The organism is Shinella sp. WSC3-e, from assembly GCF_945994535.1.
GTDB classification, from domain to species: Bacteria; Pseudomonadota; Alphaproteobacteria; order Rhizobiales; family Rhizobiaceae; genus Shinella; species Shinella yambaruensis.
Map to the genome: position 1 here is coordinate 3,333,230 of NZ_OZ000530.1, position 15,229 is coordinate 3,348,458.

Below are 15,229 nucleotides of genomic sequence, written 5' to 3' on the forward strand. Positions count from 1 at the left end.
GATGAGGAAGGACCGCATGGAACGCTATGAACTCGTCGAAGGAAAATCGTCCAAGTTCTGGGAAGCCGCCGTCGAAGGAAACCGGCTGACGGTGCGGTTCGGGCGGATCGGCACGCAGGGCCAGACGAAGGAGAAGGATTTCGACAGCGCCGAGGACGCCGAGAAGGAAAAGAAGAAGCTCGTCAAGGAAAAGACCGGCAAGGGCTATGTGCCGGCGATGAATGGCGCGGCCGCTCCTGCCGCATCCGCGCCGCCAAAGCCGCAGGAGGCCGGGGTACGGCCGGAAATGGCGCGGGAACCCGCGCCAGCCGCAGCAGAGGACGAAGCATCGGCCGCCACGGTGTCCGGCGATGACGTGCCGCAGGACGCATCCCCCGAATTCCGTCCGGACGAGGCACAGCTCGATGCCCTGATCGGCAAACCCCTCGCCACCCGCTCGCGCCCGCACGGCTCTCTCGACGCGGCGAGCGCCTGGGCGCATCTCCTTGCGGACCTGCGCAGCATCAAGCCGGCCGTAAAGAAGGAAGGCAGCGACGCCTTCGCCTGGCTGGAGGAGAATATCGGCGAGACCGGCCCGAAGGGGTCCGTCTCCGGCTGGTTGAAAACCACGCTCACCGGCAAGGCACCGGCCGCCCCGGACGCCGCCGAGGCACAGAAGTGGATCGCACGCATCCTGCTTGCGAGTGGCGGCCTGGTCATGCACAAGGACGGCGAAGAGGGGCGGCCGGCAGGCATTTACTGCCTGCGCGCCTTCCTGTTCTGGCTGTCCGCGACCGGCGGCGTGGAGCGGGTGATCGAGGCGGCAGCGCCCTTCATCGGCGTCAACCATGACAAGCACCGCGCTTATGATTCCTCGTCCTGGAGCAAACCGTTCGACCTTGCCTTGCGCGATGTGCTGACGAGCCTGCCGCAGGAGGACTACGAGCGGGCGATCGGCCTCCTGACGCCGGCCTACCATGCCGAACAGGACTGGCCACGCAAAGCCGCCTATTCCTTCATCCTGGCCGATGACCGGCCGGTCGAGCACGACCTCAAGCCGCTTGCCGTCATCCACGAGGCGGCCGCCGCCGGCCAGGATATCGGAGCCTCGCTCCCGATGGTGCCGCTGCTCGTCGATGCGCCGGCCGCCACCACGGGAAAGTGGCGCACGCGACGATCCTACTTCATGTATTACGGCTATTTCGACGTCCCGCTCGCCGATATCGCGGCCAGCGTCATCGCCAATGCGCGCCATCATGGCGAGCCCGCCGTTCCCCTCCTCGACTGGCTGCTCCACTACGGCTACGACGCCCAGCGAACGCAGCTCGCCCGCGTCATCCTGGCAACCGGCGAAGACAACGCGCTGGCGCAGCTCCTGCCGTACCTGCATGAAAAATGGATCCGCGCCGCCCTCGACGAGGCCATGGCCGCCAATCCGGCGCTCGGCTTGCGCCAGCATCTGGCAGTCCTCGCCGGCGGGCGGAACGAGCCGGTGGTGCGCGCCCGCGTCATGGACCTCGTCAAGCAATATCCCGCCGGAACCCTGCGGGCATGGGCCGGCGGGGGGCGCCCGCTCGCACAGCTCGAAAAGCTGCTCGAAGCCGGCAACGTTCCCCTCGCCCCACCCGAGAAGGTGCCGATGGTCCTGCGCGACCCGCCCTGGCGCAAGAAGGCCGTCAAGAGCGAGGACAGGGTGCTCGACCTCGCGCCGATCGCCACGCCATTCCGCTATCATCGCGAAGGTCCGCTGCCCGAGGACAACAGGTGGCGCCTGTCCCGCGTCCATACCGTCAAGACGACCGAAAAGTTGATCGAGGCGATCCGCGAATTCGAATCGAAAGCGCTTCCCGCCTGGTACAACGTCCCGCGCGCGACGAACCTGCCCCAGCGGGGCGACGACGAGGAAAAGGTCCTCGGCTTCGTCTCGCAGCGCGTGAACGAAATCATCCATGCCCGCTCCTACGGGCTCAACGCGAGCGGCTGGAATACGCTTCTCGACGGCCTCGAATGCCAGCCCGACGGGCTTGCGCTGACGCTTTGGGGCTGCCCCGGCGCTGTGGCCAGCTATTTCATGGGCGATATCTATCCGCGCATGATGGAGCGCTTCGGGGAAAGGGCCCTGCCGGGCCTCCTCAGGCAGGTCGAAAACGACCCGGTCGGCATGCTCGACAAGGTGCGGGACACCGATGCGGCGGAGATCGCCCCGCTGGCCGCCCGCGCCCTCCTCAAGCTCAAGAAGGCGCGGCTTCCCGCGATGCAGTGGCTGCGGAACCATCGCCCGACCGCCATCACCCGGCTCATCCCCGATGCGGTCGGCAGGAAGGGTGCGGCGCGCGATGCCGCCGAGCACACGCTGCGCTGGCTGGCCGCCGATGGCACGGAGGCGCGCACCGAGATTGAGACGATCGCCCGGGCCTATGAGGCGCAGTCTCCCGATGTGCACGAGGCGCTCGCGGAAGTGCTCGACCGCGATCCGCTCGGCCGGTATCCGGCACGGATCGGCAAACTGCCTGCGTGGTTCAAGCCCGCCAGCCTGACGCGGCCCGTCCTGAAGGACGGTGGCGCGCTGGCGGACGAGGCGATGACGGCACTTGCCGAGATGATCTCCTTTTCGACGCCCGAGGCCATCTATGCCGGCATCGACGTCACGAAGGAGGCGGCAACGGCCGACAGCCTTGCCCGCTTCTCGTGGGACCTGTTCTCCGCCTGGCTGGCCGAGGGCGCACCGGGCAAGGACGGCTGGGCGCTCCGCGCCATCGGGTGGCTGGGTGATGACGAATGTGCCCGCCAGCTGACGCGGCTGATCCGGAAATGGCCGGGCGAATCCGCCCACCAGCGCGCGGTGACCGGGCTCGACGTGCTTGCCGATATCGGCACGGACGTCGCGTTGATGAACCTCAACGGCATCGCCGAGAAGCTGAAGTTCAAGGGCCTTCAGGAGCGGGCGCGCGAGAAGATCGCCGCCCTTGCCGAGGCGCGCGACCTGACGCCGGAAGAGCTGGCCGACCGGCTCGCACCCGACCTCGACCTCGATGAGCGCGGCGGCCTGGAGCTCGATTTCGGGCCACGCCGTTTCCGCGTCGGCTTCGACGAATTCCTGAAGCCCTGGGTGAAGGACGAGACCGGCAAGCGGCTCAAGGACCTGCCGAAACCGCTGAGGTCGGACGATGCCGAACGTTCTGCCGCCGCGGTGAAGAAATGGTCTGCGCTGAAGAAGGATGCGCGCGCCGTGGCCAGCCTGCAGATCGCGCGGCTGGAAAACATGCTCTCCACGTCGAGGCGCGTGGCGCCCGCGGTGTTCTGGACCTTCTTCGCCAGCCATCCGCTGATCCGCCACCTTGCCCAGCGCCTCGTCTGGGGCGTTTATGACGACCGTGATCCGCGCACCACGCCGACGACGATCTTCCGTGTCTCGGACGACCTGTCCGTGACGGATGCGGCGGACGACACGCTCGACCTCGATTTTTCCGTCGACGCGCCGGGAGCCATCGGGCTTGTCCACCCGCTGCACCTGCCGGAAGGCGGGCTCGACGCCTGGGGCGCGCTCTTCGGCGACTATGAGATCTCGCAGCCCTTTCCGCAGCTCGGCCGCGAAATCCATATGCTGGACGAGGCCGAGAAGTCCGCCCACGAGATCGGCCGCTTCGAAAACCTCAAGGTGGAATCCGCCCGCATCCGCGGCATGGCGGCCCGCGGCTGGCAGCTCGGCGCACCGCAGGACAGCGGCTGCATCTGGTGGCTGGAGCGGCCCGTGCGCTTTGCCGACGGCACGACGAAGGACGCCATTTTCTATTTCGGCGACGGCCTTTTCGCCGGCGCGGCGGACCTGGAGGACAAGCACCAGACTCTCGGAAAACTTTCGCTGGAATCGCTCTATGGCAAGAAAGGCGCCACGCGCACGTTCGGCGACCTCGATCCTGTAACGGCGAGCGAGATGCTGCGCGGGCTCGCGCTTCTGGCGGAAACGGCGGTGAAATGACACGCCCTGCCCTCGACGCCTTGACGCGCTGGCGCCTCGTCCTCGGCGAGGCGGCGGATGGAGCGTGCCGTTCTGCCGGCTGCAGCCTTTCGGGCGAGGCGATCACCATGGATGCCGCGCTCGACTGGCTTTACGGCCGTGAGGAGGAAGACGGCACCCGCAACATCGCGCGCCAGGGCGGCCGGGGACCGTCCGCGCTCACCACGCCGCAATGGATCAACGACATTCACCGGCTTTTCCCGAAGGAAACCATCGAGCGGCTGGAACGCGACGCCATCGAGCGTTACGCCATCGACGACGTCGTGACGAATCCCGAGGTTCTGGCACGCGCCGAGCCGAACGAGACGCTGCTGAAGGCGGTGCTGCGCACCAAGCACCTGATGTCGCCCGATATCCTCGTGCTCGCCCGCAAGCTGGTGCAGGAGGTCGTGCGCCAGCTGATGGAAAAGCTCAGCCGCGAATTGGCGCTCGCCTTTTCCGGCGTGATCGACCGGCGGCGCCACAGCCGCTTCCGCATCGCCAGCGACCTCGATTTCCGGCGCGTGCTGAAGGACAACCTCAAGCACTACGATCCGAAGACGCGCCGGCTGACCGTCGAGAAGCTGCATTTCTTCGCGCGCAACCAGCGGCACATGAAGACATGGCAGATCATTCTGCTTGTCGACCAGAGCGGCTCGATGCTGGATTCCGTCATTCACTCGGCGGTGACGGCCGCCTGCCTCTGGGGCCTGCCGGGCGTGCGCACGCACCTCGTCGCCTTCGACACCAATGTCATCGACCTGACGCGGGACGTTGACGATCCATGCGAGCTTCTGATGAAGGTGCAGCTCGGCGGCGGCACCGACATCCAGGGCGCCGTCGCCTATGCGGCAAGCCTCATCGAACAGCCCGAACGGGCGATCGTCGTGCTCATCTCGGATTTCTTCGAGGGGGCAAGCGAGGCCATGCTGGAGCAGCGCGTGGCCGCGCTCACCGCCCAGCGCACGCTGGTGCTGGGCCTTGCCGCGCTCGATTCGGACGCGGCGCCCGCCTATGACCGGGACATGGCGCGCCGACTCCTCGCCGCCGGCGCGGACATCGGAGCCATGACGCCGGGCGAGCTTGCCGGCTGGCTCGCCGAAAAGATCGGGCGCTAGGCGATGGCGCGGCCTGATCTCATCGCGCTGACCGACGAAGGATTGATTCAGCTTTCCAATGCGGGGCTTGTCAAGCGGGCAGTCCGCGAACTGGCGGCCGGCACCGGCCCGGCGATCGCGGAAACGGCAGCGGGGGTGATCGAAGCCCGTTTTGCCGACGGCACGCTGACCCGCCTTGCCCCGAGCCAGGGCCTTGCCGATGCAAGCTGCACCTGCCCCTCCTCCGGTGTCTGCCGCCACCGCATCATGCTGGCGGTCGCCTATCGGGCGGAAAGGGCAGAGGCGTCAGGCGACACCACGCCGGACAGGGAGGCCTGGAGCCCGGCGTCGCTCGATCCAGAGGTCTTCGAGGCGACGCTCGCACCATCGACACGGGCGGAACTCATCCGTCTTCTGGCATCGCGCCATACGATCCGTCTCGACTACGGGCAGACCCCCACGGCGCATCTCCCGATGGCAAGCGTGCGCTTCCTCGTGCCCGGCGACCTGTCCTATGCCCGCTGCGACTGCGCCCAGGGACAGCATTGCGCGCATGTCGCCCTGGCCATCCGCGGCTTTCACGCAGCGGCTGGCGGCAGGGAAACGACCCTGGGCGGCGGCGATGCTGCCGCAGACGGCGGGGATCGGGAGAGGCTGCGCGCGGCGTGCGATGCCGTCATCACCCGTCTCGTCGAGGCCGGTATCGTCGCAGGACCCGCCGCCTACGAGCAGCCGCTGGCAGCGGCCCTCCGGCATGCGAGTGACTGCGGCGCGGCGCAGATCCTTCTCGTCCTCGGCGCGCTTTCCGAACAGGTCGAGGCCTACGAGGCCCGCAGCGCCCGCTACGACGAGCGGGCCGTGCTCAGGATCGCGGCCGAGCTTTTCGCCCGTACGCGGGCCGGGGACGCGGCCACCGCCCTCGGCATTGGCGAGCCTTTCGAAACCGCCATGGGCAAATCGCGCCTGGTCTCGCTCGGCGCCCGGCTCCGGCAGGAGGGTGCCGATATCCGCGCGTCCGTGCTGCTCGCCGATAGCGACATGGGCGCAACCATGCTCATCGAGAAGCTGTTCTCGCCGCTCCCGGCAGAGAAGCACGCCTTCCATGCCACCGTGCGCCGCCGGCAGATGGCGCCGGGACTGCCGGTCGCCGGTGTCGGCCGCGGGCAGATCCTCACCAGCGTCGCACGGCGCCGGGCCGATGGGCTGCTCAGCCTCGGCAGCGGTTCTGGCGGACGCACGCAGGTCATGCCGCGCGACGCCGCCTTTTCCTTTCCGGCGCCGCTTGCGGCCGCCAGCCTTACGCCGATCGCCACGGCCCTGCGCAGCCGGCCGATCTCGCTGCTGCGCCCGCGCAGGCTGTGCGATACCGTGCATGTCTTCGATATCGACGCGGTTCTCGGCCAATCCTGGGCACCCGGTCGCCAGATATGGGAAGGAGCGGTGCGCCTGTGCAACGATGGCGGCACCCTTCATCTCGAACGCGAATTCGATGCCGCCGCACCCAGTGCGACCAGGATTCTTGCCGCCGCGCTATCGGGAAGCTGGGGGCCGGTACGCCATGTCGCAGGACCGGTGAGAATGGAAGGCGGCGCGCTCGTCTGCACGCCGTGGTCGCTTTCTGCCGACCGCTTCATCGTGCCCGACCTCGACGCCGACGACGACAGCACGCATGCGGTCACTCCCGCGCTCCGGGATATGCCGAACGACCTGCTCGAGGAAACGGAAATCCTCCTCGGCGGCGTGCTGCACGGCGGAATGCGCGCGCGGAACGCCGCAGGTGCGACGGGCACCGCGCTGGCAACGCGCCTCGACAATGCCGGCTACCGCACAATGGCCGAAAGGCTCGCAGGCTGGATCAGCGCTCCCGCCCCGGACATCATCACCCCGTTCTGCAACGCCGCGATCTGGCTGCTGACCCTGCACGAAAGCCGAGAGGCCGCCGCACCTCTTGCCATGGATACCGACCGGGGCCCTCCTGCCTGACCCAGATCGCCGCCGCAAAGCCCGCCGGCCCGGACGATCGCGACATCAAACTCCACGCTGTCGCGATCGTCGATCCCTCGCAGCCGGGCCGCGGAAAATCGGACCGAATGCGAATACCGGTCAGGCGCCCATGAGAACCTCGACCAGCCGTTCCCGCGTCAGCGGCAGGTCGCGCAGCCTCAGGCCAAGCGCCCGGGACGCGGCGTTTCCGATGGCCGCGGCCACCGGCCCCTGCGCGGCCTCGCCCGCACCGAGGGGCGCGCGCGCCGGATCGACGATGAACCGCGTCTCGATCTCGGGAATTTCCGAGAACGTCAGGATCGGATAGGCACTCCAGTCGAAGGCCGGCACCCGGTCGTCCTTGACCTTCACCTCTTCCTTGAGGGTCCAGCTCGCCGCCTGGATGGCGCCTCCCTCGATCTGGCTTCGCGCGCCTTGCGGGTTGACGACAAGGCCCACATCGGCGCAAAGCCACAGCCGCTCCAGCCTGATCTCCTCGTCCACCGAGACTTCCGCGACGGCGGCAAGCCAGGCACCCTTGTTCTTGTAGCGGGCAGCAGCGATCCCGAGCGCCCGCCCTTCGCCCGCCCGGTGGCTGCCGGGCCAGCCGCTCATCTCCGCCGCCCCTTCGAGAACGGCGCGGCAGCGCTCGTCGCCGAGATGACGCAGCCGGAAGTCGAGCGGATCGGCGCCGGCGAGATCCGCCAGCTCGTCCATCGCGGACTCGATGGCAAAGACATTGAGATGGGCGCCCAGGGAGCGCAACGAGGAGGTGCGGATGCGGCTGCGCGTATCGAGCCGGACGGTCATTTGCTGGCCCGGGAAATCGTAGATCGCCACGGCATTTCGCGCGGCACCGCCGCCGGCGGCAGCAGGAAGGTCCTCGACCTTTCCCGGCAGACGTGCGCTGTCGAGCGCTTCGGCCGAGCTGAGATTGACATGTCCCCCGAAGCCCGGGCGCTGGGCATGCGGCTCGCTCACGACCGACAGGCGCCACGATGCCACCCCGCCGGCAGCGTCGATCTCCGCCTCGACCCCGGCCGACATGGCGGCCCCTAGCGGGCCACGGCTCAGCTCGTCTTCGCGCGACCACAGTACGCGCACCGGCTGGCCCGGCAGTTCCAGCGCGATAATGGCCGCGTCGAGCGCGGCATCGTCAGCGCCGTTGTGGCCGTAGCAGCCGGAACCATGCGCATGGATGACCCGTACCGCCGACAACTCCAACCCGAGGCATCCGGCAATCTGCGCGCGAAGCGGGAAAATACCCTGCGAATGGCTCCACACCGTCAACCGGCCGGCATCGAGCCAGGCCAGTGCGCAGGACGGTCCGATCGATGCGTGCGCCACACGCGCCCGCGAATATCGCACGTCTATGCCTGCCGCCCCCGGAGAAGACGGAACCGTTCCGGGCCGGATGACCGTCTCGCCGGCCGTCTCCGCCGGGCGCCAGCGGCCGGGCGCCTCTTCCCATGCGGTGAATCTGTCCGCTTCGGCATGTGCGGCATGGACACCGTATTCATCGGGGCCGACGAGGGCGAGGAAATCGTTCTTCCGCAGGACCGTGATACCGGGATGGCGACGCTGGAGCCACGCGTCATTGACATCGGCCAGACGCGCCAGCCGGAACGGTTGCCGGACGACCCTGGCATGCAGCAGCCCCGGCAGGGAAAGATCGTGGATAAAACCGCTGCCGCCGCGCTTCGGCGCCATGTCGATGCGCGGATGGCTCTCCCCCACGGCGCGATAGGCCCCGACGGGCTGCACGGGCACGTCGCCGCTGACATGCTGCCGCCAATCGACCTCGGGCGCGAGAGACCAGAAATCGAGCCCCGTCGGTGCGCCATCGAGAAGAATGTCCCCGTCCCGACAGGACAGGCCGGCACGATCGGCGCCGAGGCGGGCCGCGGCAACATCGATCAAGGCCGCACGCGCCTGCGCCATGGCGATGCGGATGGATGCCCCCGAGACCTCGACGGACTGGCTGCCGGCGGTGATGCCCTCATCCGGCGACCAATCCGTGTCGCAGGGAACGAGCGCGACCAGCCCCGGATCGAGGAACAGTTCGTCGGCGGCGATCTGGGCAAGGGCCGTGAGGATGCCTTGGCCGAGTTCGACCTTGCCCGATCGGATGCCGACAATGCCCGGCTCGTCGAAGGAAACCCAGCGGCCCAGCTCGGGATTGTCCTGGAGGCTTTTGGGGAGCGCATTGTCCATCATCATGCTCCCCCGCCGAGACGGGCCGCGGCGCGCTCGACGGCCCGAAGGATGCTGCCATGCGCGCCGCACCGGAACAGATGCTTGTCGAGCGCGGCAACCACCGCCTCGCGGCTCGGCCGGCATTGCGCCTTGAGCAGCGCGTGGACACGCATCAGGATGCCGGAGATGCAATAGCCGCACTGGCCGGCCTGCTCTGCCTCGAACGCTTCGAGCAGCGCCATCCCGACGGGATCGCCACCCAACCCCTCGGGGGTCGTCACATCGGCCCCGGCCAACGCAGACACCGGCAGCGTGCAGGAGTAGCGCGCCTGCCCGTCGATGCTGACCACGCATGCGCCGCACTGCTCCAGGCCACAGCCGAAATGGGCCGCCTTGAGGTCGAGCCGGTTCCGCAACACGAAGAGAAGGGGCTCGTCGCCAGCATCATCCACCCGCACCATTGATCCGTTGAGCTGGAATGAGATGGAAGAGCTCATGGTTTGCGCCTCGCGGCACTGTCGAGAGAGGTCGGAACCGAACGCCGGGTACCCGCCTGCGGCGAGAAGGGTCGCTCGGGCAAGGAGGCGGCGAGGTTTTCCTTGGCCCGTTTCAGCCGGTAGGCGCTCGGCGTCATCCCCGCCGAACTCTTGAACGCCCGGAGGAAATACTTCTCGTCGTTGTAGCCGACGCGGTAGGCGATCTGGCCGATCGTATCGTCGGTCAGAACCAGGCGCTCCCGCGCGTCCTCGATCCTCATTTCGCGGATCAGCACCTGAAAGCTGGTGCCGGTATACTGGCGGATCAGGGCACATAGCCGGCTCTTGGAAAGGCGCGCCGCCGCAGCCGCTTCATCGAGGCTCGGGCCGCGCGTATAGTTTTCACCAATGAACTCGGCGATGCGGCGCATGTGCCCGCTGTCGCGGCCGACCACCGGCAGGGTCCTCGACAGTTCCGCGAATTCGGCCTCGTAGTCCTGGCACAGGGTGGCCAGCATCAGCGTCAGCTCGGCGCGAACGATCTCCATCGCGCCGATACGCTCGGATCGGTGCTGCTCGATCATCGAAGCGATCGCGCGCTCCGTTCGTTCGCTCTGCGCGGCGTCGAGATCGAAACTCACATGGTTCTGCCAGGCGAAGGGCGTCAGTTCCGACGCCAGCCGCACCAGCTCCGCCATGGGGTAGGACCGCGTGATATTGGGGCGAAGGAAGTCGAGATCGAAATAGGCGACGATGCAGCGCGTCGCATAGTCGAACCGGATCTGGTGCGGCACCATCGGTGCAATGAAGTAGATGGAGCCGGCCTTGGGCTTGTGCGAGGTCAGGCCGATCCGCATCGCCGGGGCGTCCGAGAGGAAATAGAGGATCTGGAAATAATCATGCTTGTGGGCCAGGTAGAGCCGCTGGGTGTTCTCCACCAGCCGGATGTGGAAACGCGGGCTGTCGGACCTGTCGAGCGCGTAGGAGCGAAAGGGGACGGCATCGGTCCGATCTTCCGGATTCTCGTCCGGATCCGAATGCGGCGGCACCGTCTTCCTGCCCCTTCCCTTGGCCATGTTCGCTCCTGTCTGCGGTCGTTTGGCGAGACGTGGTTCCCGATCACCTAGGCTTTTGCGCCTTCGGCAACCGCTGCATGAAATTCCGGCACGGCTTCGAACAGATCGGCAACCAGACCATAGTCGGCGACCTGGAAGATCGGTGCATCGGGATCCTTGTTAATCGCGACGATCACCCTGGAATCCTTCATGCCCGCGAGATGCTGGATCGCACCGGAAATGCCGCAGGCGATGTAGAGGTCGGGCGCAATGATCTTGCCCGTCTGGCCGACCTGGAGATCGTTCGAGACATAACCGGCATCGACGGCCGCGCGGCTCGCGCCGATCGCAGCGCCCAGCGTATCGGCCAGCGGTGCCAGCACAGTCTCGAAGTTTTCGGCGGAGGCCAGCGCCCGCCCGCCCGACACGACGATCCGCGCCCCCGCCAGTTCCGGACGCTCGGACCGCGAAAATTCGCTCCGCACGAACGTCGACCGGCCGGGGTTTTCCGGGATGGCGACAGCTTCGACCGGCACTGCCGCCGCCGCGACGGACGCGGCGGGGAAGGAGGATGCGCGAATGGTCAGCACCTTTTTCGCGTCCGTGGACCGCACGGTCTGGATCACGTTGCCCGCATAGATCGGGCGCTGGAACAGGTCCGGCCCGTCGATCGCGACGACGTCGGATATCTGCATCACATCGAGCAGCGCGGCGACGCGCGGCAGGATGTTCCTGCCGCTGGTGGTCGAGGGTGCGAGGACGGCGTCGTAGCCGCCCGCAAGGTTGACGACCAGGGCCGCCACCGGCTCCGCGAGCCGGTTCGACAGGGAGGGGTCGTCCGCGAGGAGGACCCGGGCGACGCCCGCAAGGCCCGCCGCCGCTTCGGCCGCCGCCTGGCAGCCGGACCCCGCGACAAGGACGTGGACCTCGCCGCCGATCCGCCCTGCGGCGGAGACCGCCTTGGCGGTGACGTCGTCAAGCTGCGTATCCTGATGCTCTGCCAGAACGAGAATGGTCATCAGAGAACTCCTGCTTCCATACGCAACCGCTCGACAAGTTCGCCCACCGAGCCGACCTTGATGCCGGCCTTGCGGGTTGCCGGCTCGTGCACCCGCACGACCGTCAGGCGCGGCTCGACGGCCACGCCGTAGTCGGCGGGCGTCCGTTCATCGATCGGCTTCTTCTTTGCTTTCATGATGTTGGGCAGCGAGGCGTATCGCGGCTCGTTCAGCCTGAGATCGGCGGTGACCAGCGCCGGAAGCGGCAGGCCGACCGTCTGCAGGCCGCCGTCGACCTCGCGGGTGACCTCGATCGCCTTGTCGCCGACGACGAGCTTCGAGGCAAACGTCCCCTGCCCCCACCCCAGCAACGCCGACAACATCTGGCCGGTCTGGTTGGCGTCGTCGTCGATCGCCTGCTTGCCGGTGATGATGATGTCGGGCCTTTCGGCCTCGGCGACGGCCTTCAGGATCTTGGCGACGGCGAGCGGCTCGACAACCGCATCCGTGCGGACCAGCAGGCCACGATCCGCCCCCATCGCGAGGGCCGTGCGCAGGGTCTCGGCGGATTTTTCGGAACCGATCGACACGGCGACGACGTCGCTCGCCAGCCCTGCCTCCTTCAGGCGGACCGCCTCCTCGACGGCGATCTCGTCGAACGGGTTCATCGTCATCTTGATGTTCGCAAGGTCGACACCCGAACCGTCCGCCAGGGCACGCACCTTGACATTGGGATCGGCAACCCGCTTCACCGCAACCAGTATCTTCATCTGTGTTCCTCCCTTGGCCGGGACAGGCGGCAGGGTCCTCCGGCCCTGCCGCCCGCCCGCCCGCTTCGCTTCAGGTTTCCGGGCCGGCATATTTGCCGGCGGTGGCGGGGAACATGTTCTTGATGATCTTCATGCGGCTGACATCGACCGTCGCATCCATGTGCAGGAAGATCGCCGCATCGCGGAACAGCTTCTCGATGCCGAATTCGAGCATCGCACCGTTGCCGCCGTGAAGCTCCAGCGCGTGGGTGGCGACCTTCATGATCTCCTCCGACGCGTAGACCTTCGCCATGTTGCACAGGACGTCTGCGTCGGGATGCGCTTCGTCCACCGCCTTCGACGCTCGCTCGACCAGCGAGCGCACGGCCTCGATGCGCGTCGCCATGTCGGCGAGCCGCAGCGCCACGGCCTGGTGTTTGATCAGGATGCGCCCGCCCTGGACATAGTTCTGGACATAGTCGGCCGTGCGCTCGAAACAGGCAACGCCGACACCGAGGTTCTTGGCCGCCTGGATGATCTTGCCGGCGCGGAAATACTGGCCGGCGGAGGCCAGCGCCGTGCTCTTGACGAGCAGGTAGTCGGCCGGGATGCGGCAATCCTCGAAGACCAGCTCGCCGTTGTTCATGAAGCGGCAGCCCATCGTCTCGTTGCACTTGGTGATGGTCAGGCCCGGCGTTTCGCGGGGAACCAGGAAGCTCGACGTGCCCTGCAGCATGCCGACGGAAGGATCGGTATTGGCATAGACGACATAGAGGCTGGCGTCGAAACCATTCGAGATGAACTGCTTGCGGCCGTTGATGACCCAGTGGTCGCCGTCCGGCACCGCCCTGGTGTGCATGGAGGCTTCCGGGACGTTGTAGGGCAGCCAGCGGTCGGAGGCGCCCCTCGGCTCGGTGAGGCAGTGCGCCAGGAGGAACTTCGGGTCCTCCAGCAGGCGCGGGAACCATTTTTCCTGCAGGTGTTTCGCCGCGAACTGGCGGATGACGATCGAGACCTTCCAGTTCTGCACCAGCTTGTCGGCAAGGCCCGAATCGCCGCGGGCGATCTCCTCGGCGATCAGGGCGAAGGTGCGCACCTCGGTCTCCCGCTCGAGATCGATCCCGCCGAATTCCTCCGGCACGCCGAGGGTGCGGATGCCGATCGCTTCCGCGCCTTCGAGGATCGCGCCCGGCAACCGTTCGCCCGGGCTCATGTCCCATTCGCGCTGCCAGTTCGACCGGATGAACGGCGTCACCACATCGTCGACAAACGATCGGCAGCTGTCACGCATCAGGCGTTGTTCCTGGGACAATATCCCGTCATCGGCGTGAATCATCTTCGCTCCCCTTGAGTGCAAAGCGGTCGGCTGCTGGCCTTCCGCTGTGCCGCAATTGGTATCAGCACCCGGGATATCGGATCAGGCGCCGGCGTCCGCTTGTGGTGGACAATCGTCCAGTTTCGAGTGGACTTTTCCTGTTTCACACCAGCCCGAACGAGCTGCCATCCGGCTCCATTGCCCCGCTGCGCTACGCCTTCAACCGTTCCGCCAGCCAGTCGGCGACGAGCGGCCGGTACATCCAGGGGATGTTGTTGCAGACGTGGTTTCCGGTGGGAAAGACATGCAGTTCCGCACCGGCCCTGCACGTATCGGCGCATTTCTGCGCTTCCGACGGCGGAAAGATCCTGTCGCGGCCGCCATGCAGAACGAGCGCCGGCACCGCCGGCCCCTCGATATCCGCCAGGGTGAAACGACGGGCGCTTTCGACGACGTCGTCACCACCCAGCGCGAAGGTCATGTTGTCCTGGTAGACCTTCGGCAATGTCGGCCAGAGCGCCCCGAGATCATAAAAGCCATTGATGGAAACGACGGCGGCGAGCCCTTCCAGCGCCGCCGCCCGGAGCGCCAGAAAGCCGCCAAAGGCCATGCCGACCAGGCCGACGGCGCCCGTAAGGCCGGGCCGGCCCTCGACCGCCTTTATCGCCGCGGCGACGGCCGGCGCGACGTCGGCCCGCAGGTGGCCGTGCGACCGGCCCTCGCCCTGTCCCGGACCGTCGAGCGACAGCGTCGCCATGCCGCGCAGGAGAAAATGCCGTTCGAACGCCGGAAACTCCTCCTTGGTGGAATCCGAGCCGGGGATGATGAGCGCCAGCGGATGCGGCTCCTGCCCCGCCGGCCGGCGGAGATAGCCGCGCAGCACGCCGCCTTCGAACGGCACCTCGACCGGTTCGCCGGGCTGCTCCAGCAGCGGCGCGGCCTTGCGGAACGCTGCCACCTTCAGCGCCGCGACGCGCTCCTTCGCGTCAAGGTCGTCGAAAGCCATGAACTGGCCGAAGTGGTAGAACAGGCTGGCGCGGGCAAATGCCTCGCCGGCGGTGACCCTGCGGCCCCGCGCAAGGGCCGCCTCGCCCATCCCGGCATGGCGGTCGCCTTCGGCGCTCCAGGCTGCAAGCCAGTTCTCCCAGACACCGGCACTGTCGATCACGGCCTTTGCCGTCGCCGAAGGGATGCCGGCAACCTCCATGCGCGGCAGCCAGTGTTCCACCACGCTCAGCAACCTGTTTTCCGTCTCGCTCATTCTCTTGTCCTTCCAGCGGTGCCGGATATATCCCATCGTCAGGGATCAAACGCCTGGGTTCACGCGGACAGGATTCCGCCTTCGACCGGTGTCTTTCCGCTCCGCACGACATGTTTTGCCGTT

At 67.4% G+C, this 15,229-nt stretch carries 10 protein-coding genes; 3 read left to right on the forward strand and 7 right to left on the reverse strand.

Features of this window, described 5'->3' with window-relative positions:
• The first annotated feature begins 16 nt into the window (after nucleotides 1-16).
• Genes AABF56_RS16490 through AABF56_RS16500 form a run of 3 tightly spaced genes read left to right on the forward strand, consistent with a single transcriptional unit; the run spans nucleotide 17 to nucleotide 7,056 of the window.
• Nucleotides 17-3,958 (forward strand): DUF4132 domain-containing protein, encoded by a 3,942-nt coding sequence (locus AABF56_RS16490; protein WP_272806764.1) that lies wholly within the window; start codon nucleotides 17-19, stop codon nucleotides 3,956-3,958.
• Nucleotides 3,955-5,094: a VWA domain-containing protein gene (locus AABF56_RS16495; protein WP_272806765.1), complete on the forward strand. Its 1,140-nt coding sequence runs from the start codon at nucleotides 3,955-3,957 to the stop codon at nucleotides 5,092-5,094. Before AABF56_RS16490 ends, AABF56_RS16495 begins: the two co-directional genes overlap by 4 nt.
• A gap of 3 nt (nucleotides 5,095-5,097) precedes the next feature.
• Complete coding sequence (locus AABF56_RS16500; protein ID WP_272806766.1) at nucleotides 5,098-7,056, forward strand: SWIM zinc finger family protein; 1,959 nt, start codon at nucleotides 5,098-5,100, stop codon at nucleotides 7,054-7,056.
• Nucleotides 7,057-7,176: 120 nt separating this feature from the next.
• Here AABF56_RS16500 and AABF56_RS16505 read toward each other — a convergent pair whose 3' ends face one another.
• From AABF56_RS16505 to AABF56_RS16535, 7 genes are all read right to left on the reverse strand, one after another.
• Nucleotides 7,177-9,276 (reverse strand): xanthine dehydrogenase family protein molybdopterin-binding subunit, encoded by a 2,100-nt coding sequence (locus AABF56_RS16505; protein ID WP_272806767.1) that lies wholly within the window; start codon nucleotides 9,274-9,276, stop codon nucleotides 7,177-7,179.
• Nucleotides 9,273-9,749, reverse strand: a complete 477-nt coding sequence (locus tag AABF56_RS16510) for a (2Fe-2S)-binding protein (RefSeq protein WP_272806768.1) — start codon at nucleotides 9,747-9,749, stop codon at nucleotides 9,273-9,275. The genes AABF56_RS16505 and AABF56_RS16510 overlap by 4 nt, the downstream gene beginning before the upstream one ends.
• Entirely contained in the window at nucleotides 9,746-10,804 is a 1,059-nt protein-coding gene (locus AABF56_RS16515) for a helix-turn-helix transcriptional regulator (protein ID WP_272806769.1), read from the reverse strand. The genes AABF56_RS16510 and AABF56_RS16515 overlap by 4 nt, the downstream gene beginning before the upstream one ends.
• Before the next feature lie 47 nt (nucleotides 10,805-10,851).
• Nucleotides 10,852-11,802: an electron transfer flavoprotein subunit alpha/FixB family protein gene (locus tag AABF56_RS16520; protein ID WP_272806770.1), complete on the reverse strand. Its 951-nt coding sequence runs from the start codon at nucleotides 11,800-11,802 to the stop codon at nucleotides 10,852-10,854.
• A complete protein-coding gene (locus AABF56_RS16525) occupies nucleotides 11,802-12,551 on the reverse strand; it encodes an electron transfer flavoprotein subunit beta/FixA family protein (RefSeq protein WP_272806771.1) in 750 nt (249 codons plus the stop codon). The genes AABF56_RS16520 and AABF56_RS16525 overlap by 1 nt, the downstream gene beginning before the upstream one ends.
• Before the next feature lie 70 nt (nucleotides 12,552-12,621).
• The gene (locus AABF56_RS16530) at nucleotides 12,622-13,866 is read right to left on the reverse strand and encodes an acyl-CoA dehydrogenase family protein (RefSeq protein ID WP_272806772.1); all 1,245 of its coding nucleotides are present in this window, start codon (nucleotides 13,864-13,866) and stop codon (nucleotides 12,622-12,624) included.
• A gap of 190 nt (nucleotides 13,867-14,056) precedes the next feature.
• Nucleotides 14,057-15,106, reverse strand: a complete 1,050-nt coding sequence (locus tag AABF56_RS16535; RefSeq protein ID WP_272806773.1) for an alpha/beta hydrolase family protein — start codon at nucleotides 15,104-15,106, stop codon at nucleotides 14,057-14,059.
• Between the last annotated feature and the right edge of the window lie 123 nt (nucleotides 15,107-15,229).